Source organism: Subsaximicrobium wynnwilliamsii, from assembly GCF_007997225.1.
Classification (GTDB): Bacteria; Bacteroidota; Bacteroidia; order Flavobacteriales; family Flavobacteriaceae; genus Psychroserpens; species Psychroserpens wynnwilliamsii.
The window spans coordinates 1-22,512 of record NZ_VORM01000009.1 but is presented as its reverse complement, the minus strand read 5'-3'; the positions used below and the strand labels follow the sequence as shown (position 1 = coordinate 22,512).

Below are 22,512 nucleotides of genomic sequence, written 5' to 3'. Positions count from 1 at the left end.
GTTATAAAAGTTTAGAAAGAATGGTAATGTTATCGGGCAGCCTTCCCACATTCTGAAGTTTTAGCGCCGCCAGTTGTAAGGCAACTTTCAAACACTCCTCCACAGGTTTTTCTTTGATAAAGGCGAATAAAAATCCAGACCAAAAAGCATCTCCAGCGCCGGTGGTGTCCAATACTTTTTCAACTTTTATGGCTGGTAATTCAATAATTGGTTGGTCTTTTTGTGAGAGCTTTACGCCTTTGCTTCCTAGTGTGAGACATACAATCTCTACACCTTCAGCATGAAAAAACTCGAAGATGTCGTTGTGAGGCAAATGACGTTCAAAAAGGCGCTCCATATCATCCTCACTGATTTTGACCAGCGGATTAAACTTGCAATAGGCCTTGATAACATCAAGCGCCTCCTTCTTGCTGTCCCATAACTTTTTGGCGTAGTTGACATCAATACTCAATTGGCAACCCAGATGAAATGCTTCCGCTGCTTTTTTCAGAATGGTAGATTGCGCAGGTTTTTTACTCAATGCAAAACAGGTGGTGTGGAATATTTTGGTATCGGAAAGTATGGCCTTTGGGATTTGCGATTCTTGGATACAACAATCGGCATCGCGATAGGGAATGAAATCAGGCGTGCCTTCAGACTTAGAAACAAAAATAACACTGGTTGCCTTATCTTCATGCCCCAGCATATGATTGGTATTTACACCAACTTCTGAAAACCTCTTGAAAATATAATCGCCAAAGCCATCAGTTCCCACTGTCGCCACCATTAGTGACTTTAAACCCAATCTTGCTGAATTCATGGCGACATTGGTTGGGGAGCCACCTAAATACCGGTGGTAATCCCTTGTTTCGTCAATACCCACGCCCGATTGATGCCCTATAAAATCGATGAGCACTTCCCCAACGCATAGTATATCTATCGTTCTTGAATTTCGTTTGTTATTTTTTAGTTCTAAATCCTTCATTTGTATCGGTTTCCTGTTGAACACATTATATGTTGCCATGAATTTTCAACTTAGTCATTGCCACAATCAAACTTCAAAAAATCGATTCTGGGTCTTTCAGCTCATTCAGGTCTTTAAGGTAGCCGTCTTCCAACAAGGATAAACCATATTGATAGGACGCATTCATCCAGCCAAAGCCTTCATTCGTGATGTATTCGAAATCGGTGCCCACATTGCCGTATTCGGCAAATACTTTGTGTGTTGCTTCTACGACATCGTATTTTTCTGGGATGGTGCCATTGTAATCCACAGCGTTCTTGGTAATCATGTACAGCCATCGATAGATTAATTCTTGGGCTTCGTCCTTATAACCATAATTTAACAATCCCTTCCAAATCATCATTTGGTGTGGTGCCCATCCATTCGGGTAGTCCCATTGGCGCTCAGGCCTGTCGTCTGAAATTTCGCCCCTGCTTTCTTCCGTTGAAGCAGCTATTCCACCACGCTCCTTAAGTAATGGCAAGGCTGTTTCTACCAAACGTTTTGCCTGTTCTTGAGATGCCATTTTAGACCATAGCGGCACTAAGGTGGTAGCGGCCACATAATTTGATGGTGTATTTGTTTTGAAATTGTAATCGAAATACAATCCTTTTTTTTCGTTCCAAAGAAATTGATCCGACAACTCTTGTCTTCGCTTTGCCTTTATTGAAAAGTAGTCGCTAGTATAGGTTTTTGCCTTCGTTTGAAATGCATCATTGAATTCAGTCTTTATCAACTGTGCAAAATCAGTCTCGTATTTATAAAGCATTGCATTTAATTCCACCAGATTCAAATCGGCACAGTTGCCCTCGATACGGTAGGAAGTATCGTGTCCTGATTCCCTAACAGTACGGTCTTGGACAAAATAGGCGTCGAGTTCAGGGCTTTTGATAACACCCGAAGTATAGTTTGATAAATAAACGTCAATTGAGAGTCCTGCCTTTTCTGCATAAGGTTTAAGCAGGGCGTTGAAATGGCCCTTTTCGGTTTCGGGCGGCACACCGATACCTTCAGCCAAATAGCGGTTCAAACCAGTATTCACCAAGCGTTTCCCTGGCACCATCCAGACGGTTTCATATTCCTTGATGGCGGTTATCAAATGGCTTTTTAGCCATTGCTTATCTTTTGTGACCTCATACACTTCCCGAATCAAACTGGAATAGAACGGTGGCTGCGTTCGGGTTAAATAATAGGAGCGATTGGCATTGAGTATTTTGCCATAATAATCAATCTCATACTGAAAATTATCGGCCATCGCCTTTGCCAACTCTACCTTGCCATCGACAATGAGTCCAACCGATTCAAAGTAACTGTCCCAACCATACATCTCATTAAAACGACCTCCGGGAACTACGAACGGCACGCCTTTTAGCTCGTTATTTTTCTTTACCAATTTCAAGGATAGAATCCCGGGCTGCTCGTTGATGGATTTGACATATTCTGGTGTTACCGTGGCCGGAAGTTGGATGGCCTTTACAGGAAGTTCGCTTTCCAAGCTTTTGTAATAGCGATAGGCAATGGTGTCGTTATGTGGCACATAGATGGTAAGTTCGTTGGAAATCAAATCTTGGTTTTTAGTGTCCTTGATAAGGGATTCGATGCCGGCTTTATCCAAATGCCTCGTCAAACCATCCCAATAATAATCCTTAATCAATCTGGAGGTTCTGGTCACAGGAGCTTCATTGATATAGGTCATCTCTAGAGTTGCAACAGTCTCTCCCTTGTTTTTTGCCATTACCAACTCCTGCAGTAGATTTGAGAGCTTGTAGGTGTCTTCCACTTTATAAGTGTTTCCAGATTCAGATGGCAACTCGAAGACCTTAGGCCCTTTATCTTCAATGGTGATTTTTTTATCCCCATCTGTGTCTTCTTGTGCCAATAATCGCTCTAAAGTTTGTTCTATGTTGGCTTTAAAGATGGTCCCGTTAGCAGTTTGTTGCTTGGTTTCATTTTTACAGGAAATCATAACTAGCGCCCCAAATAGGATTACTTTTAATTCAGTTTTCATAATTCAATTTCTTATTCAAAAGTTAAATAATCTTCTTTCTGGCGTTTTATCCGCAATGCTAAAAGGGAAGCGATGATAAAAAACACACCACCAAATAGAATGGCGTTTACGGCACTGTTTCCTAAAAAGTGCTTTACAATGAATCCAAAAGTCAATGTTTGGATACCCATAGGAATCACAATCATCATATTGACAATGCCCATATAAACGCCACGTCTTTCCTTCGGAATGACTTTTGAGACCATGGCATACGGAATGCCCATCATGGCTGCCCAACCTATTCCGAACAATATCATTGGAAGCAATAAAAGATAAGGGTCTTCAATATAAGGCATACTTAACATGGCAATCCCCGTAAGGAATAAACTGCCCACATATACTGCTTTATTGCTGTATTTTGCGGCAATTGGCACCAGCACAAGTGCGACCAACATTGTTACCATGTTGTAGGTGCCGTTCATCAATCCTGTTTGCGCTAAAGCCTGCTCAGACAGGAATTGGAAATTCTGTGCAAATGAAGTGTCGGCCGCAGTAATTTCGGCTCCAGAATTACACGCCGCCATGATGCCATCAAACCGCTGGGTATCTGAATTGCTGATGCCAAACATGCTTACCCGTAACATTGGTGTGATGAACTGCCAATAGACAAAAAGCGCGTACCACTGAAAAAGGTACACACCTGCGAGTTTTTTCATTAATACAGGCATTTTCCCTAAGGCACTATAGATTTCTATAAATGGTTCAAACACCCGATGGGCGAATGACGAATCTTTATTGCGGTCCCGAATAAATTTCAATTCCTCATCGGACGGTGGTATTTCTGGGGTTTTAAGAACCGACCATAAGATGGTACCTATGGACATGATCGCTCCTAGAAAAAATGAATAATACACCCAGGTAGGAATGGCTGATACGACTTCGTTTCCTGCTGTGCATAAACTTGCGCCCTCCACAATGGGAACGCTGAACCAATCCTGAAACAGAAACAAGGAAAAATTTGCTAAGGTAATGCCTGCGCCCACGAAGAGGCTCTGCATTTGAAAACCATAAGTCAATTGTACATCGGGCAGTTTATCCCCCACAAACGCCCTGTAAGGTTCCATGGCAGTATTGTTTCCAGCATCCAAAACCCATAAAAGCCCAACTGCAAACCACAATTCCGAACTAAATGGGAACATAAACAAACATAAACTTGCCACAATGGCACCAATTAAAAAAAAGGGTTTTCTTCTCCCCCACCGTGGCGACCAGGTTTTGTCTGAAATAGCACCTATCAATGGTTGAATTATCAAACCCGTTACAGGACCCGCAAGATTGAGCAATGGTAGTTCTTCATTGTGCGCGCCCAAAAAAGAAAAAATAGGGTTGATTGCTGTTTGCTGTAATCCAAAACTGAACTGGATTCCAAAAAACCCAACGTTCATATTCCAAATCTGCCAGAACGATAATTTTGGTTTAGTGAATTTCATATGCAAAAAGTTAGTTGGTCATTTATTTTTGATTTACATGTTTACAATGCTCATGGCAAAACCTCCTCCAGGCGCCAGTTTTATATCCAAGGAAGAAGCCTTGGTCAACTCCAACTCCTCAATGGCATAGTCTTGAGGATTATCATCCCAATGCGCATTTGGTCCATCTTTGTAAAGTGTGGCTTTGTAGGTTTTGCCTGTTTCGAGAAAATCAAACGTCAAGGTTTCAGTGCGTTCATTTTCATCTGTTATGCCTCCAACAAACCAATTGCCAGTTTCGCGTTCCTGTCTTGCAATGGTCACAAAATCGCCTACTTCGCCATCAAGAACTTTTGTGTGTTGCCAATTGACGCCCACATCGCTAATAAATTGGAATGCAGGGTGGGTTTTACCATCCACCATATAATGTTCGGGTAAGTCGCTTGCCATTTGGATAGGACTGTAAATGACCACATACAAGGCCAATTGGTGCGCCAAGGTGGTATTGACTTGATTCTCTTTTTTGTAGTCATCAAATTTGATGTTGAAAATCCCAGGTGTAAAATCAAAAGGCCCAGAGAGCATTCGTGTAAATGCAACCGTTGGCAAATGGCTTGGTGGATTGCCACCATCGGTCGCCCAAGCATTGAATTCCTGACCTCGCGCACCTTCACGTGAAATGGCGTTTGGATAGGTTCTTCGTTTGCCTGTATCTTTTATGGGTTCATGGGCATTGACTGCTATTTTCTTTTTAGCTGCTTCCTCCAACACATGTTGATAATGATTGACCATCCATTGGCCATGATGGTATTCGCCTTTTGGAATGATGTTTCCAACGTATCCTGTTTTTACTGAATTCATACCGTTGGCTTTCATAAAATCATAGGCAACATCCATTTGTTTTTCGTAAGTTCTAGGTGCTGCAGAAGTTTCGTGATGCATGATGACCTCGATGCCTTTTTCATCGGCATAACGCATGACTTCCTCAAAGTCGTAATCTGGATAAGGGGTCATAAAATCGAATACCCCTTCTCGGTCATCGGTATTGATCCACTTGTCCCAGCCCGTATTCCAACCTTCAACCAACAACCCTTTGATTCCATTATCGGATGCGAAATCGATGTATTTTTTGGCATTTTCCGTGGTGGCTCCATGTGTTGATGTACCCGGTTTGCCTAGGGTATAGGTACTCATGTCTTGGCTTCCTTCCATATCCCATGTGGATTTGCCAATGTGCATCTCCCACCAAATACCGACATATTTCATAGGTGTAAAATAACTGACATCGCCAATAGCGTTTGGGTCGTTAAGATTCAATAGCATGTTGGATTCCAATAAATCACCGGCCTTTTCTGCAATTTGAATCGTTCGCCATGGTGTCTCAAACGGTACGGTCAATTTCGCTTTGCCGCCCAAACGTTCAGAGCCAACAAGTTCACTAACCATGTTTAGATTTTGAGGATCAACCTTTAGGGTCATTCCGGCGTAATTGGTCAAATCGGCTTCATGAAAACTTAAATACAAACCATCATCTGTTTTCATGGTCACAGGTGTATTGACGGCATTTTCTGGAATGTAAGTGGAATTCAAATTGGGATGGTCTCGTTTTGAAATGGCATCAATCTCTGAAAATTTAGTTTCGTTATACAGTTGCTCATAAATGTCCCAATCGCCAGGAATCCACCATACTCTATGGTCGCCGGTCAAATTGAATGCTGTGTTCTCATCCGTTATCAAAACTTCTTTTAGATTGTTCTGTTCAGGAACTTCATAGCGAAAACCAACGCCATCATTATAGACTTTAAAATGAAGGGTCATTTTTCTTTTCAAATCTGATTGTTCTTCTAAAGAAATAACCAACTCATTGTAGTTATCCCTAACATCCAACTGTTCACCCCAAGGCAGCTGCCAAGTTTCATCCTTGGTTGCTTTGCTAGAGGAAACAAGTTTGAAATTATCTTTAAGCGACGGCACATCCTTAAAATCAAAACCCAAAAACGAGGTATCGATGACCATTTTGTCTTTATGTTCAACCAAATAGAAGGGTTGGCCGGATTTAGAGAGTCCAAATTCCATGTGTATGTTACTGTCTGGAGAATTGGCAGTTAAATCTGCCTTTGGCGTGCCGCATGAGACTGATATGATTAAAAGCACTATCCAGTAATAAGGGTTGACGATTTTTTTCATGATTACTATATTTATTCAATTAATTTACAAATGACTGCTTGGTACTATTTTAAAGTGAATTTTCGGTTTTCTTCATTATTATTGATAATTGATTTTCGTTTTTGACCGAACAGGAAAAGGCAAATGCCGCAAAAAATGTGTTAGGGATAAACCAACTCATGGTGTTTTGTTTTTAATGGGCATATAAATTTCTGCTTTCCAAGTTAATTCATTGCCACCCATATTGGGGTTATTGTTAAATACCTCAATGGGCGTATGCTTTAGTTGAATATTCTTTTTTTTGGCATAATCAATAAGCGCATACCACGCTCTGTCTGACGTAATATAGTTTCCATTATAGATGGCTTTAATGGCTTTTCCACCTTTTATCTCCTTATATCTCAGGGTAGGATGACTCGGCAACCCTTCTTTTTTTACTATTGGATAACAAAAATTATAAGAGATACTATCCGTTTCTGTATCCCAAGACCTAACCTCAACAATGGGTTTTCCATTTAACACAACCCCATTTGCTATTAAAAAAGTGCTCAAAATACCATAGTTTTCCATCATGCCTTTTGCTTTTAAAAATTGCTTTGTCGTTACTGGAATGTAAGCGCAGTAGGTCGATGGGGAGGTTGATTCGCCTTCAATTTTAACTTCAAAATTTTCTAAATGGGTATTTAAAACCATTATAAAATCAGAAATTGTAGGCTTTACTTTTTTTTCAAAGTCCGTATCATTAACTAGAATATTGACTTTATTTTTTAAACTGTTTTCACGGTCTTTAATGCCGATATTGACCTGCGTCGTGGAATCGTCAATTCTCGATAACGCCCAATGAAAGTCATAATCGATACCATCAAAATTCAAATTTTGAACCAACTCACCGGTCTCAACTTGATGCATGGGTTTGCTTTGGTCTAAATTAGTGTTCCATAATTTTAAGGTCTGGTTGATAGTTCCTATTAGCGCCTTAGATTTGAACGCTACAGTATAGTCGTAAGGTTTTAATAAGTACCATAAAGAAACCGCGATCAAACCAATGATGCTTATAAAAAAAATACCCTTTTTCAGACTGAAATTATTCATTGAGCATATTTAAGTTGTTGACTACAAAGATTCCTAAATCCCGTCCTTGTTTTACACCTACTTCGACCGCTGCTCTATAATGAATGCCACCATACATTCTACTAATGGCAGCTTCATTGGCCGCTTGTTCGAAAGAATTAAAGCTTCTAGTGGGCAATCCAAACCGCTGTTCAGTATCATCATCAAATTGAAAATCATCGCCGAATATTGAGTTTAGAGCAATTGAGGCGGCTCCCGAAGCCACAGAATGGCCACTTGGATATTCAGGGAATGGTGGCGTTTGAAGAATGGGTTTCCAGCTATCATTGACATATTTATTGATAAGGGTTTCAGGCCGCACTAAGTTACTTCGGTATTTTTCATCCCAGCAGCTTATAAATGCCTCAAATATGGCGATGGATGTTTTAGTGTGCGCATAAACCGTATCCTCAAAATTCATATTGCTTTTTTTAGAAGCGATTTTGGTAATCCCTATCCAATGCGCGCCGGGTGTGATTTTTTTTGTGGCGAACATTAAATGGCCCCTAGTAACCGTTACGTAGGGATTACAATCCCAGAATTGGGCTATTTGGATTTCTTCCGAGGTGTCGCCTTCTTCTGTGATTTTATTGCTTATGTCATACACTTCCACCAATTCTTTATGAAATTGGCTGTCTGGTTCCATGGAAAATATTGGAGGTGGAATAGGTTTGAATTGGGATGCCGAATCTAAAACAAATGTTCTTATCTTATTCCAGTGCGGCTCCAGCCCGTCCATGTAAGAAGGTGGCGTAGGCTCCCATCTAGCAATGTCATTAGAATCGATATTGAATTTGGACATGGTTCTGGTTTGCTTATAATTGTCTGCATTCATCCATTGAGCGATATGTTTGTTAACTTCCAAGGCATACGCTTTGGAGTTCCTGAAAATTTCCGGATTCTTGTGCTCCCAAATGTCATAAAGACTGTCACTGTAGGACGTCATCTGATCTTCAGAAAAAACCAGTTGTCTGCTCAAATCCATGTGGGCAATCAAAGCAGCCAATTCAAAGTTGATGTGGTCTGGGGTTTTAGGTTTAGGAATGTTGGTCAATTCTGATACTTGTCCGCTCAATGATTTGTACCGCGGGTTTTGCATGGCTATAATTTCATAAGCAGCAATATTGGGATAAGCAAAAATGCGACTTGCCACCGGCGGCGAAAAAATATCGTGAACCATAATCTCCACAACTTTATCCACGGCGTTATGATAATCGTTTGGTGTGATCACTATAGGCTCCGACTTTTTGCACGAAGACAAAAGCAGCAATGCTATCATTATTTTATAAAATCTCATGAGTCTTATTTTAATATGCTATAAACTTCTGCTTTACTGTTATTGAATGTCACTAAAAGATACGGTTTGTCTTTAAAATGGATGATGTTTATTTTTTTTACTGCTTTGTTGCTCAAATTCATTCCTAATTGTGTTGCTACGGAAATTGATTTTGAATTTTTAATAAGCGCTCCAGAAAAGGCATCCAGACGACCATGGAAAGGTGTTACCCCCAAATAATTTCCTGAAGCAAATACCTCCTCTTTATTGTCGCCATCAAAATCATACTTTAAAAATGAGGTTATGGGCGCCACTTGCAATTCATTCATGAACGGAACGAATTTAAAATGGCCTTTGTCATTTTCCAGATACCCAGATTGAAGGGTATGAACCTGCAACGTATTGGCGTTCTCAATCATTTTTTGATCCAAGACTGAAGTGATTGGCTGCCCAGCAAAACTTTTATATGAATTGAATTTTTTCTTTAAGAATACCAATTGGCTCGATAGTTCATCCAAGCCCAAAATGGGATAGTAGATGTCGTCTTTTGCAGTACAAACAATGGTTTCAGTCTGCCCATTCCCATCAAAATCACTGTAATACATAAGCATTGGGTAGTCTTCTGAAGCGGTAAATTTTGTATTCATCCCCCAATTGCCGAGCAAATAATCGGTATCGCCATCAGCATCAATGTCAAAGGGTTCTATGGCCTGCCACAACCCGTTGAGATTACTTATTTTAGTTGTTTCAATAAATTTTCCATTCGTGTTTTTATAAAATTTAGGCGACATCCACTCACCTACCACAATTAAATCCTTGAATCCATCACCATCAAAATCGTCCCACACAGCATCGGTTACCATTCCCATTTGGTATGCGCCATCTGCAATTGAAAATGCTCCATTGGTATTGACCAAAATATAGGAATTTGGGATTTTACCAAAATCATTCGTAACTGCGTAACCACCAACAAAGAGATCCAAATCGCCATCATTATCAAAATCACAAGCTTTTACCACGGAGGCATTTTCAAAATTGTGAGGCAACTGCTGCACCGTGAAGCCAGCATCTTTATTTTGTGTATAATAGCTATTTTGTAAAGGTTTCATTTTGTCATAAAAATCACCACCACCAGTAGCGATGAAGACATCGTTTTTTTTGTCATTGTTTAAATCTGCTATCAAGGCCGACACATCCTCCTTAATGGAATCTTTTGTAGAAACTGGAAAGGTCGCTTCTATATAACTCGAATCGGTTTGTAAGTACACTTTGGCTGTTTTGAATTTTGAGCCGCCAAAGAAAATATCCTCTTTGCCGTCTCCATTCAAATCACCTACGGCAACCGCTGGGCCCTTATCAGAAATTTTATAGGGTATCAGTTTTTGCCTTAAAAAATCAAGATTATTATCCTCTTCATGAATGAAATCAATTCCCAGATTACCTTCCACTTTTTCAAACATCTTGTTTTTAAGAACGACGTTCTGCTTTAATGGTTTGGTGTTTTCTGGCCTTATAACCAGTGTTTGATTGAGCTTTACATCTTTCAAGACTTGAAACGTTTTATTGGGCCATATCACTTTCACAGAATCTATACGCTTTGCCTCAGCAAAACCAAAATGAATCACAGGCTCCGATGTGGATTGAAAACCTCGAGTTGTGTATAACTCCTTGAACTGCAGCTCCCCGTTTGTATAAGCGTAAACCTTTGTGCCGATGCCAAAAGTGTTGGGTGCTTCATAATTGAATCTTATTTTGAGGTAGCCATTTGCTGTTTTATCAGTTTGGTTTTCGTAAATGGAGACCAGTTCGTTTAGATTACTTACCACCAAATCCAAATCACCATCATTGTCCAAATCGCCCACGGCCGAAGCGTTAGAAACGGACGGTGGGTTGTCATCAAACCATGTTTTTGATTTATTTTCAAACCTTAAATTGCCTTTTCCCATAAAAATGTAGTTTGGCACTTTACCTGAAGGCATTTTTAGCAAGGCTTCTTGATCGACTAAATTGGTATTATTAATTTTATTAAGGATTTGGTCATTGGACACATAGTTGATGTAATCGAGATCATTTGGCCGTCTCTCAATGCCATTGGATATGAACAAATCCTGTTCGCCATCTTGATTATAATCGCCAAATAAAGCACTCCAACTCCAGTCTGTTGACGCCACGCCACTTAATAAAGCAGTTTCCTGAAAGCTGCCATCTGGCTGATTCACTTGCATCATATTGCGCATGAATTGATAATAATACCCATATTGGTCGGTGCGCAATTTCTGTATTTGAATATCCTCATCCCCTTCTGATGCTTTTAGAACCATCTCGTCTTCAGCATTCATATCTAAAGTAAGGATGTCCTGTAAACCATCATGATTAATGTCTGCAACGTCATTACCCATTGAGAATTTTGAGGTATGTCCAAAATACGTTCGCATGTGGTCTGTAAAGGTGCCGTCCCCATTGTTTAAATAGTAATAATCATCTTCATGGAAATCATTGCCAACATAAATATCTGGATAGCCATCTTGATTAAAATCGGCGACGGCCAAACCCAAACCATAGCCATTGGGGCCACCAAAAATCCCTGCTTCTTCACTGACGTCAATAAACTTGCCGTTATCATTGCGCATTAACCGATCTCCCGATTGATAATTCCGTTGATGCCTTAAATCTGCTTTCCCAAAAGATTCTTGAGTATGCACCGCATGATTGAGCAAGTACATGTCTAGATCTCCATCCAGGTCATAATCCAAAAAAGCGACAGAAGAACTGAATGTATCAAAATCCAACCCGTATTCTGAAGCAGATTCCTTAAACGTGTCATCACCATTATTTATAAACAGTTCATTGTGTCCATAAAACCCATTGACACCTACTACCGCACAAACATAAATATCCAACAACCCGTCGCCATTGACATCTCCCATGGCAACACCCGTATTCCATGAGCTATTGCCTTCAATGCCTGCCTGCTTGGAAATATCCTCAAACTGCATGCCTCCTTTATTGAGATATAATTTGTTCTTGACCTGATTTCCTGAAAAGAAAATATCCGCTAAACCATCACCATTGATGTCTCCAATGGCAACACCTCCACCATTATAAAAATAGAGATAGTCGAGAATGCTGAGGTCTTTAGTTTCAGTCAATGTATTAGTAAAATCAATATGGGAGGTTGCCATATTTACCTTTGTAAATACAGGTGGCTCTTCTTGACCACAGCCAAAAAGAGACACTAACGACGCAATGGCCACTATTTTATTTATTGATTTTGAAAACTTTTGGAATCTCATCGTTTATTGCTGCTATGACATATATAGTTCCACTTTTATCCTTGAATTTTGCAATGTGCTTTATTTCGTTTCTAACGAAAAATCCGCTTTTGGAATAGTCTTCCCATTCAAATTCATTATTTCCTTTATTCAGTAATAACGAACCGTAATTGGCATCCAATCGTGAGAATTGTGGTTTAAATTCAAAATTATTTCCGCCTAATATGATATCCATCAATCCATCATCGTTCACATCCATGCAAGTAATGCCACACACACAGGACAATTGTACCATTGTCGGTAAATTTTTGATGGTAAAGTTGCCGTTGCCCTCATTGATGGCAATGACAGATTCCGAAATATTTGTTTGTTTCACAATGGTAGTGTTCATATCAATTTTGGGGAACAATTCATTGATGCTGCGTTTTGCATAATCTGAAGCTTTGAGATTTTCCTTTTTTAAGGAGACAATTTGAGCCGTCAACTCCTTTTTCATGTGCAACGGATAATCGCCACCATTGAGATGTCTGGTAAAAATCTGTTCAATGGTTCCATTGTTGTCGTAATCATTGATAAACATCTTCATAGGTTCCTCGGCATTGAACTTATAGAGCGTGTTATTTCCTTGATTCCCTAAAATAAGGTCCAAGTCGCCATCATTGTCCAGATCTGAAGCCTCCACTGCGTTCCATAACCCTTTGAGATCATCCAAATTGGAGCTTAGTTTCATCAAACGTTGGCCAGTGTTTTTGTAAATATTTGGGGTTCCCCAATCAGAGACCGTTATGAGATCTTTTTTACCATCGCCATCAATATCCACCCATTGAGCGTCTGTTATCATACCAGCATCTTTCAAATCATAGGCGATTTTTTGTGTGGCGTCTCTAAATGTGCCATCGCCTTTATTTTCTAAAAATAAATGGTCGGGATTGATGCCATAGGTGCCAACTACGCTTCTAGAGCCGATAAACACATCCACATCACCATCGGCGTCATAATCATAAGGTACAATTACAGAGATGTTGTTTTGGGTAAACGGGATAGACCGGGTATCTTTTGCAAAATTGCCCTTTCCATCATTGAGGTACAGCCGAATTTTATAAGTCGATTGCTGACCCACTTCATTCCCACCCGTGCCGACCATCAAATCCATATCGCCATCGTTATCAACGTCAAAAAAAGCGGCAGCCGTATCTTCCAAATCTGCGTCATCGATCAAGGCTTTAACTTTTGACACCATAAGTTTCCCGTTGGATTTGTTGAGGTATATGTTTCCCGATGTGCCTTTTGCGCCACCTATAAAAATATCCTCATGACCATCATTGTTAATATCAGCTATCGCTAAAGCGGGCCCTTCCTGTGATAGCATTTTAGAAATAAGCCCTTCATGATCAAAATCAGAATAGCTATTTTCCTTGTGACTTACGAATTCAGTCGGAATCTCTTCAAAAAACGGCTTGGCTTTTTTTACAGTTGAAAGTTTATAGACAGAAGTGGCTTCGTTCTGCTTGATGTTCAATAATTTATTGACTTTAACATTTGTCAATTTTTGTGTTTGATCATTTGGCCAAATAATCCTGATGGAATCTATTTGAGTTGCATCTCCCAAACCAATGGTCATCACATGGTCCATTGACGATTGAAACCCTCTTGTTGGCATCTGTTCCTGAACCATGATTTTATCTTTATGATAGATGTTTACCGTACTACCGATGGCAAATTTATTGGATGGAATGCCCTCCAGATTCAGTTTGATGTAATTAGTATTCGACCTCTTCTCTGAATTGTTTCTATAGACAAATGCCTGCATATTAACGTTGTTGACCACCAAGTCCAAGTCGCCATCATTATCTAGATCTGCATACGCCGCGCCGTTTGAAAAGCTAGGTTTTTCAAATCCCCAATTGGTGGTCTCGTCTGTAAAGGTTAAATCCTTATTATTTTTGTAGGCATAATTGGGCTGCGGTTTTTGGGGCATTTTATTGATAATGGAGTCAATGGCTTGTTTCTTTCCCGTTAAGGCCATATTTTGAATGATCTCATTGGCAAAGAAATCTACGAAATCTAAATCTGTAAGGTCGTGGTTGATGCCATTGGTAATGAAAATATCTCTGAAACCGTCATTATCCATATCAAAAAGAAGGCCTGCCCAACTCCAATCCGTTTTTGCAACACCGCTGAAATTGGCTATTTCTGAAAAGGTGTTATTGCCATTATTTATCTGAAGGGTGTTCTGGATGTACTGTTGAAAAAAGTCCTTTCTCTGTTTTAGTTTAAAAACATTATAGCCTTCAAACTCCATAACAGATTTTGTTCTTTGATCTGCTTCGGGAAGCATGTCTGTCACAAATATATCTGCCAAACCGTCATTATTGACATCAGCGATATCCACGCCCATGGCCGACAAACAAAGATGCGATGTCCAATTTTCTATATCTTCCTTAAAAGTGCCGTCCTGATTGTTTATATACAAATAATCGCGTTCATAAAAATCGTTTGAGATGTAGATATCCGGGTACAAATCCTTGTTGATATCTGTAACCATAACGCCCAATCCGAATCCTATCAGGCTTCCGTAAATGCCTGCTTCTTCGCTTACATCGGTAAATTTGCCGTTGTCATTTCGCAAGAGCATATCGCCCACACCTCTAAATATATCAGGAACGTTTTCCCAGTCTTGTGCGCGTTTTTCCCTTTGGTGTGCATAGCCAAGACTGCTCACAGGAATGTTACTATTATTGAGAATATAGGCGTCCAAATCGCCATCTTTATCATAGTCAAAAAATGTGGTTTGGGTTGTAAAGCCGGAGGTTGCCAAATTATAGTCTTTAGCTTTCTCGGTAAAGGTCAAATCGCCGTTGTTGATGTAAAGGTCATTATCATGGTTATTCCCTTCCATATTACCTGCGTTACTCACATAGATGTCCAAAAACCCATCTTGGTTGATATCCACCATCGTCACACCAGTAGACCAAGGTTTATTGCCTACAACGCCTGCGGTTCCAGAAATGTCTTCAAAAACAAAGTTTCCCTTATTTAAAAACAACTTATTTGGGCCCATGTTAGCGGTAAAATAGATGTCAGGAAGGCCATCATTGTTAATATCGCCAATGGCCACACCACCACCGTTATAAAAATTTCTGTATTTAAATATGTTGAAGTTTTTTTGATTCACAACCGTGTTTACAAAATCAATGCCCGTTTGCTCTGGCATCATACTTGTAAAAAGTGTCTCCTGTCGAACCTTTTCCTCCTTATTGGATTCTTTCTTATCTGAATTACAAGCATAAATTGTAAAACCTATAAAAACGGCCAATCCTAGCTTACTTACATTTTGATAAAAAAATTGGAATGTCATTGGCTCTTGAAATGATATAATAGTTCTTGATTTTTGTTCAAATAGGTCAACTTTTTTATCAACTCATCCTTAAGCATTAGCAGTGTTACTTTTACTGATAATAGGGATAATGAATTTTAAATTACCATACTCCTTGAATTTAATGAGACAAATTCTTGCAGATTACTGTTTGGGTGCTGTTTATCTCGTGTTGAACCCAAATCAGGGATTATAAAATTTTGTCGCCAGGAGCGTCAAAAACTACCACTTTTATAGTTTTCAAAATGCCGTTGGGTTTTGATGATGCCTCATGTTTTTCTAGTACAATTTCCCTTCATTCTTGATTTATAAAGATAGTTATTGGCGTTTAATATCCCAACAAGATTGAATCCATGAATTGGTCAAGTTTGCGCTATATTCCAACCTAAGGTTTTATGAGATAAACAATTGCCCTGCTCATTCATTTGACCAGAACTTTTAATAAAAAAAAAGGGGGAAATTCCCCCTCTGGCTAAAATCAAATAATAAATACAAAATTAATATCCTTCGTTTTGAACTAAATTAGGGTTAGATATGATCGCAGTTGCTGGTATTGGAAATAACACTCTGTAAGCATCCGTATTACTTTTATATTGCCAAGGCTCACTAAATTTACCAAAACGGATCTGGTCATTTCGTCTCCAAAACTCTCCATATAATTCTCGTCCTCTTTCATCCAACATATTTTGTTCAGATACCGCCGTTAATGGAGTCGTGTTCCCATTAAGGTTTCTCATAGCCCGTAACTCATTTACCAGACTCAAAGCTGTTTCAGAAGAAGTCGCTCCGCGCAATATCGCTTCTGCCTTCATTAAATGTGCATCTGCATATCTAAATACAATTTGATGTCCTGTAAAACCACCATTTTCAGGGTGGTATTTAATGACTCTTATACCTGTAACCTCATCGTTTCCTAAAAGCCCTGGTAACTCTCTCGTGAAGTCTAGCGGGTTACCAACACGATCTGTCATCGCAGTTCCTGTTTCATCGTATTGTTGACCGATTAAAAATCCATAACCAATTCCTAGATTAGAACCATCTGTGGGAACGTAACCTCTTCGCTCTTCCTGCCCTGATCCAGGTTCGTTGATATTAGGATCTCCTTCGAATGTATCGTAAAATTCTGATAGTGTTGTAAATCCATTCCAACCACCACCTTCATTATCAGGAGAATTTTGCTTGTAATGTAATGTATTCCATATTCTCGGTCCTACTTCCGAAGTTGTAAATAAAATAGTCTCACTATCTACAGTATCCTCAAAAATATCAAAATAACCACTTTGCAATGCAAAACCATCATCTTGAATCGCATTAACATACTGCACAACCTTAGTCATATCTGCAGCATCCACTGCGGTTCCTGAAAGCACATTTCTATTTAAGTATAATTTCGCTAAAAGAAAATTTGCAGAAGCTTTAGATGCTCGATTTAAAGAAGCGCTTGGTCCAGTTGCTAGCAAATCTGGAAGCGCTTCTGTTAAATCTTGTACTGCAAAATCGAAAGCTTCGGCTCTAGTCTTCACACTTGGGTTAATACCCGCACCCTCATCTGGTGTTCTAAAGGGTGCTTGGCCATACAAATCTGCAATCCAAAACGTACTGAATGCTCTCAAAAACTTCGCTTCGGCTACCTGTTGAGCTGATGAATTACTCCTTGGGTCAATAATTAAAGTTGCCTTAAAAACATTTTGATTTAAACTATTCCAAGTATTTACCACATCTCTATGAAGGGGATTCCAATTATGATCATGCAAATTGCGCCAAACCCCATTATCTCCCCAATCTGTTCCACGAGTAGGAACCAACAATTCGTCTGAACTAACCTCATTTAGAGCATAAAGCCCTTCTTGTCCTTGAATTTGACCTCTCAAATCGTTGTAGATACCGTCTAAGGATGTAGCTGGATCAACGCCTTGAAATTCACTACTTAAAGTTTCGTCAAAAGCGGAGTCTGTCTGCTCAATTTCTAAATCAGTACAACTAAACGATATAGTTAAAACTGAAAGTGTTAAAAATTTTATTGTATTTTTCATAGTTCGTTTTTTTAAAAATTTGCATTTAAGCCAAAAGTAAAAGTTCTCGGCCTTGGGAAACTCGTATAGTCGATCCCAAAAGATGGAATATTGTTAAGCCCACTAGGCGTGTCAACTTCTGGATCCAATCCTGAATACGGCGTGATCACAAATAAGTTTTGACCCGTTATTGAAAGACGTACAGATTTAAAAAATGAATTATCCTCTAAATTTAATCTATATCCTATTGAAGCAGTTTGCAATCTTAAGAAATCACCTTTTTCTAGAAATCTAGTAGACACATCAGGAGCATTGGCAGTAGATTCCCCACTCGATAATACATTTTGAGTTACATTTTGACCACTACCAATAATTCCAGCTGTAAAGAAAGCATTAGCGGTATTATTATAAATATATTGACCATACTGTCCGTTGAGAAAGGCGTTAACATCCCAATTCTTGTAGCTAAAACTAGTATTGATGCCTACTATAATATCTGGCAAGGCACTTTTACCCACAAACTCTTGTTGATCCCCATTTGGATAAATGGAAATTCCATTTTCGTCGAAGCCAGCAAAATCTCTTAAGAAAAAAGAATATAAAGGTTGACCTTCAGCTAACAACTGCGCGAAAGCCCCAGTTAACCCATTTCCATTAATTTCTCCAGTTTGTATTAATCCATCAAAATTTTGAACTTCGTTCTCATTATAAGCCACATTGAAACCAAAATTCCAATTCATATCTTCTTGTTGGATGATATCGTAATTTATAGCGAACTCAATTCCTTTGTTAATAATATCGGCGTCAACATTACTAAAACGAAATGGATTAATCGCTGGTTGTGCTGTTAATTGTTGCAATATCAAATTAGTGGTTGATTTATGGTATAAATCTATAGAGCCACTTAAACGATCGTTAAAAAAACCGTAATCAAAGCCTATGTTTGATTGAAGTGTTTCTTCCCATTGCAAGCTTGAATCTTCGTTTGAGATGATACCAGCGGATCCAAATTGTACTTCTCCACCATTGCCAATACCAGGATCACCGAAACGTTGTCGCTGTATAAAGTTTCCATAGCCCAATGCGTCCTGATTACCAGTTTTACCATAACTCAAGCGCAACTTCAGATTTGAGAAAGCCTCTGGGATAAAATCTTCCTTATGCAATTGCCAGGCAAAAGCTCCAGATGGAAAATAACCGTATTGATTGTCTGGTCCAAATCTTGAGGACCCATCAGCTCTTAAGGTAAAAGTAAATAAATACTTATCACCTAACTTATAATTTACACGTGTAAAGTATGATTGCAGTTCATCTGTAAAATCAAAAGTATTCCCAGTAACTGTATTTACAGGAACTCCAGACGGGGCACCTATTTCTACATTACCATTAATTGTAGGTAATATTTGATTGATGAATAAACCGGCAGAGCTGAAACCATACTGTTGGAATGGCGTTCCTCCAATACTGCCTTCAATAATATTTGCAGCGTTTTCCAAATTTGTAGCTATTTGACCTAAATTATTAGAGTTCATTCCGTAACCAAGAACGGTTCTTCCGCTATTTTGAAAACTTTGATAAGAATACCCCAATAATACCTCTAAACTTGAATTTTTAAATTCTTTCGTATAATTTAATGTGAGATCCATCAATTGGTTTTCCACATTCACATCCTGTAAGGCTGCACGCCCATTTCCTGTTGCTCCATTATTAAATCCATCTATATCTGGCGAAATAACCTGTGTCCTTGTACTTTCTGATTTGTCATATCCCAGATTGACTTTCGCTTTTAAATTGCTCAAAATTGAGTACTCTGCAGCACCATTCAACAAAGTTCTATTAGTTTCATTTAAATCTTGATAATACGTTAGAAGTTGTCTTGGATTCAATTTACCGTCGCCACTAGTAAATTCAACGGTATTTGGCCAAGTAGGGTTTGCAAAATATGTAGCCCCTAATAAATCACCTTGTGAGCCTGCCGAATTTGTGATATAAGGTGACTCATCATCTATTTTTGAGAGTGTTGCATTGATATCCACCTTTAATTTATCATCGAAAAAGCGATGAGATGCATTGACTCTACCAGTCAAACGTTCCTGTGAAGAATTTTCAACAACACCTTGTTGATCAAATAGACCTATAGAGCCTCTCACATAGCCGTCGCCATAATTATTGGAGTATGCAAATGTATTATCTGTGGAGAACACATCTCTAAGTATGACATCTTGCCAATCGGTATTCGATCCAAAGTTTAAAGCTTCAGCATTACCGCCAAATTGAGTAATTGCATTTAAATATTGAGGACCTTCTAATAAATCAAATCTTTTTAAGGCTCTAGAAAAACTGGTATTAGAATTCAATTCAAAAACGCCTCCGCCTCCTTTTTGACCACTTTTGGTTGTAATAATGACCACACCATTTGATCCTCTAGATCCATAAATAGCGGTCGCCGAAGCATCCTTTAAAACCGTCATGGTTGCAATATCATTGGGATTTAAAAAACTCAAAGGGTTTCTGGCAGAACTTGTACCACCACCTAAATCAGCACCACCTGCGGTGCCACCGGTCGATAATGGAATACCATCTACTACAAACAGCGGGTTATTATCGGCACTTAGGGAAGATGTTCCTCGAATTCTAATGGCAACACCCGCTCCTGGCTCACCACTGGATTGGGTAATTTGAACACCAGCCGTCTTACCTTGTATTAATTGTTCTGGGGAAGAAATGACACCTCCATTAAACTCTTCTGCAGTTACCGTACTTATGGAGCCAGTGGCATCCTTGATTGTGGTCGTTCCATAACCGATGAGTACAATCTCATCAAGCAAAGCAGCATCTTCCGCTAACGTAATGTCAATTTTATCTCGTCCGCCAACATTGACTTCTTGCGTTTTGAAACCAACAAAGCTATAGACCAATACGCCGTCTGAAGGCACATTATTCAAGATATATTCGCCGTCAAAATTAGTTTGTGTTCCATTGGCTGTTCCCTTGACAAGGACATTTACACCTGGTAATGGTCCAGAATTATCAGAAACGATTCCACTAACTGTTTGAGAATGCATTATTCCTGCTAAAAGAAAGAAAAACCCATAGGCGACTTTTTGTAATAAATTTTGTTTCATCTTAAAATGATTTAGTGGTTGTGCTTAAATTGGTTTCGTTTTGAAATCATGATACCATAAAATGATTATTGAAATTTTATTAATAATATGTTAATTTGATACTATTTTTTGCATCCTACAAATTAACCGTTAAAAAAAACTGAAAATAACCCCGAAAACGTTTTCGGTAAATGTGATTTTATTCATTTTATCTCAAAAATCTAAGAATATCCCATATATTCACGTTAAATATTGCTAAATCAAAAAATCCAATTGTCAATCATAGCTATGGTGCATGCTCCTGTTTACCTTTAAGCTTATTCAGCTCGATACAGCAACCAGTTATAGCCGAAAATCCATTTAATTAATAACTGTTTAGCTAAACCCAATTACAATAAGTCATCATGTCCAAAGTCACATTAAAAGATATTTCAAAGATTTTAGGGATTTCAACCTCCACGGTGTCGAAAGCATTAAAAAATTACTCAGATATAAATGTCGAGACTAAATTGAAAGTTCAAGAACTAGCCAAAAAACTCAATTTCACGCCCAACGCTTTCGCCCAAAGTTTGAGAAGTCGTGAAACCAAAATAATTGGAATTTTGGTGCCAGAACTGGTTCATCATTTTTTTTCAAACGTCATTGATGGTGCCATACATGAAGCTGAAAAACATGGCTATCTTGTTATAGTGCTTCAAACGCATGAATGCTACGAAGACGAGATTAAGCAATTAAAGTTGCTCGTTGACAAAAATATTGACGGCATCCTGCTCTCACTTTCAGATAAGACTGTTAAATATGACCATATTAAGAACATCATTGATGAAGGGATGCCAGTGGTCCTTTTTGATAAAATAACCCATTTGATTGATTGCCCAAAGGTGATTATAAATGATAGGAAAGCTGCTTTTAGTGCAACCGAGCATCTCATAAAAACCGGTTGCAAAAAAATAGCCCATATTACGGGTCCTCTAAAGCCCAAAACTACCATTGACCGTTTTATGGGTTATAAAATCGCACTCGAAACCTATAACATGCCATTCGATAAATCCTTAATTTACACCAGTGAAAACCTTTTCTTTGAAGATGGCTATAGGCTTGCGGGCCAAATGATGGCAGAACATCCCGATATTGACGGGGTATTTGCTTTTATAGATCTTGTGGCTATAGGCGTGCTGAAAGGATTGAGGGAACAAAAGATCAAGGTGCCAAAACAAGTTGCTGTCATAGGCTTCAGCAACTGGTTGATGTCGAAGACCACCACACCCTCTTTAACCACCATTGATCAACCTGGGTACGACATGGGTAAACAGGCATTCCAGTTGTTATTGAAAAATTTGAACCAAAAAAGAGAGGGAAAGGTTTTTACTTCAGAAATAGTAGAAATTCCAACACGTGTTGTTGTTAGAAAATCGACTAATGCTATAATAGATAATTCATAACATCATCGAAAGTGATTCAATGCAATAAATTTGTTTCCACAATAAAATTCATTGTTGACCGATAAAAGACATAAGACCGCTTCGCTTTTAGAACCAAGACTTGACTCCAACTATCTTACAAACTGGAATTCCTACAAAAAGCGTGACTATTTTTATTAAGCCGCTTTATTGATTAAATTTTCTAATTCTAGTTGCATTTCCAATGGTGTTCTATACCCCAAGGTTGAATGGATCCTTTTGGTGTTGTACCAGCTTATATATTCTACCAGGCACGCATGCAGCTGTTCACTCGACGCAAATCTATATCTATTTGTAC

The 22,512-nt window shown here is 38.9% G+C and carries 12 protein-coding genes; 1 reads left to right on the top strand and 11 read right to left on the bottom strand.

Annotated features, from left to right (window positions below):
* Position 1: 1 nt before the first annotated feature.
* From ESY88_RS09615 to ESY88_RS09570, 10 genes are all read right to left on the bottom strand, one after another.
* Entirely contained in the window at positions 2-964 is a 963-nt protein-coding gene (locus ESY88_RS09615; RefSeq protein WP_147087137.1) for a carbohydrate kinase family protein, read from the bottom strand.
* 73 nt (positions 965-1,037) lie between these two features.
* Complete coding sequence (locus tag ESY88_RS09610) at positions 1,038-2,990, bottom strand: alpha,alpha-trehalase (RefSeq protein ID WP_147087062.1); 1,953 nt, start codon at positions 2,988-2,990, stop codon at positions 1,038-1,040.
* A gap of 11 nt (positions 2,991-3,001) precedes the next feature.
* Positions 3,002-4,459 carry an MFS transporter gene (locus ESY88_RS09605; RefSeq protein ID WP_147087061.1) on the bottom strand — a complete coding sequence of 486 codons (1,458 nt, stop codon included), beginning with the start codon at positions 4,457-4,459 and terminating at the stop codon, positions 3,002-3,004.
* A 33-nt stretch (positions 4,460-4,492) separates the two neighbouring features.
* Positions 4,493-6,625 (bottom strand): glycoside hydrolase family 97 protein, encoded by a 2,133-nt coding sequence (locus tag ESY88_RS09600; protein WP_147087060.1) that lies wholly within the window; start codon positions 6,623-6,625, stop codon positions 4,493-4,495.
* Positions 6,626-6,781: 156 nt separating this feature from the next.
* A complete protein-coding gene (locus tag ESY88_RS09595; protein WP_147089854.1) occupies positions 6,782-7,696 on the bottom strand; it encodes a GyrI-like domain-containing protein in 915 nt (304 codons plus the stop codon).
* On the bottom strand, positions 7,689-9,011 hold the full coding sequence (locus ESY88_RS09590; RefSeq protein WP_147088402.1) for a vanadium-dependent haloperoxidase: 1,323 nt from the start codon (positions 9,009-9,011) through the stop codon (positions 7,689-7,691). The genes ESY88_RS09595 and ESY88_RS09590 overlap by 8 nt, the downstream gene beginning before the upstream one ends.
* A 5-nt stretch (positions 9,012-9,016) precedes the next feature.
* A complete protein-coding gene (locus tag ESY88_RS09585) occupies positions 9,017-12,283 on the bottom strand; it encodes a VCBS repeat-containing protein (RefSeq protein WP_147088401.1) in 3,267 nt (1,088 codons plus the stop codon).
* Positions 12,249-15,620: a VCBS repeat-containing protein gene (locus ESY88_RS09580; RefSeq protein ID WP_147088400.1), complete on the bottom strand. Its 3,372-nt coding sequence runs from the start codon at positions 15,618-15,620 to the stop codon at positions 12,249-12,251. Before ESY88_RS09580 ends, ESY88_RS09585 begins: the two co-directional genes overlap by 35 nt.
* A 515-nt stretch (positions 15,621-16,135) precedes the next feature.
* Positions 16,136-17,671 carry a RagB/SusD family nutrient uptake outer membrane protein gene (locus ESY88_RS09575; protein ID WP_147088399.1) on the bottom strand — a complete coding sequence of 512 codons (1,536 nt, stop codon included), beginning with the start codon at positions 17,669-17,671 and terminating at the stop codon, positions 16,136-16,138.
* Positions 17,672-17,682: 11 nt separating this feature from the next.
* Positions 17,683-20,775, bottom strand: coding sequence for a SusC/RagA family TonB-linked outer membrane protein (locus ESY88_RS09570; RefSeq protein ID WP_147088398.1), 3,093 nt, complete (start codon positions 20,773-20,775; stop codon positions 17,683-17,685).
* A gap of 383 nt (positions 20,776-21,158) precedes the next feature.
* Here ESY88_RS09570 and ESY88_RS09565 point away from each other — a divergent pair, with 383 nt between their 5' ends.
* Positions 21,159-22,196 carry a LacI family DNA-binding transcriptional regulator gene (locus tag ESY88_RS09565; RefSeq protein WP_147088577.1) on the top strand — a complete coding sequence of 346 codons (1,038 nt, stop codon included), beginning with the start codon at positions 21,159-21,161 and terminating at the stop codon, positions 22,194-22,196.
* Positions 22,197-22,351: 155 nt separating this feature from the next.
* Here ESY88_RS09565 and ESY88_RS21880 read toward each other — a convergent pair.
* Positions 22,352-22,512, bottom strand: a 161-nt coding sequence (locus tag ESY88_RS21880) for an IS3 family transposase (RefSeq protein WP_147088277.1), incomplete at its 5' end; no start/stop codon positions are given.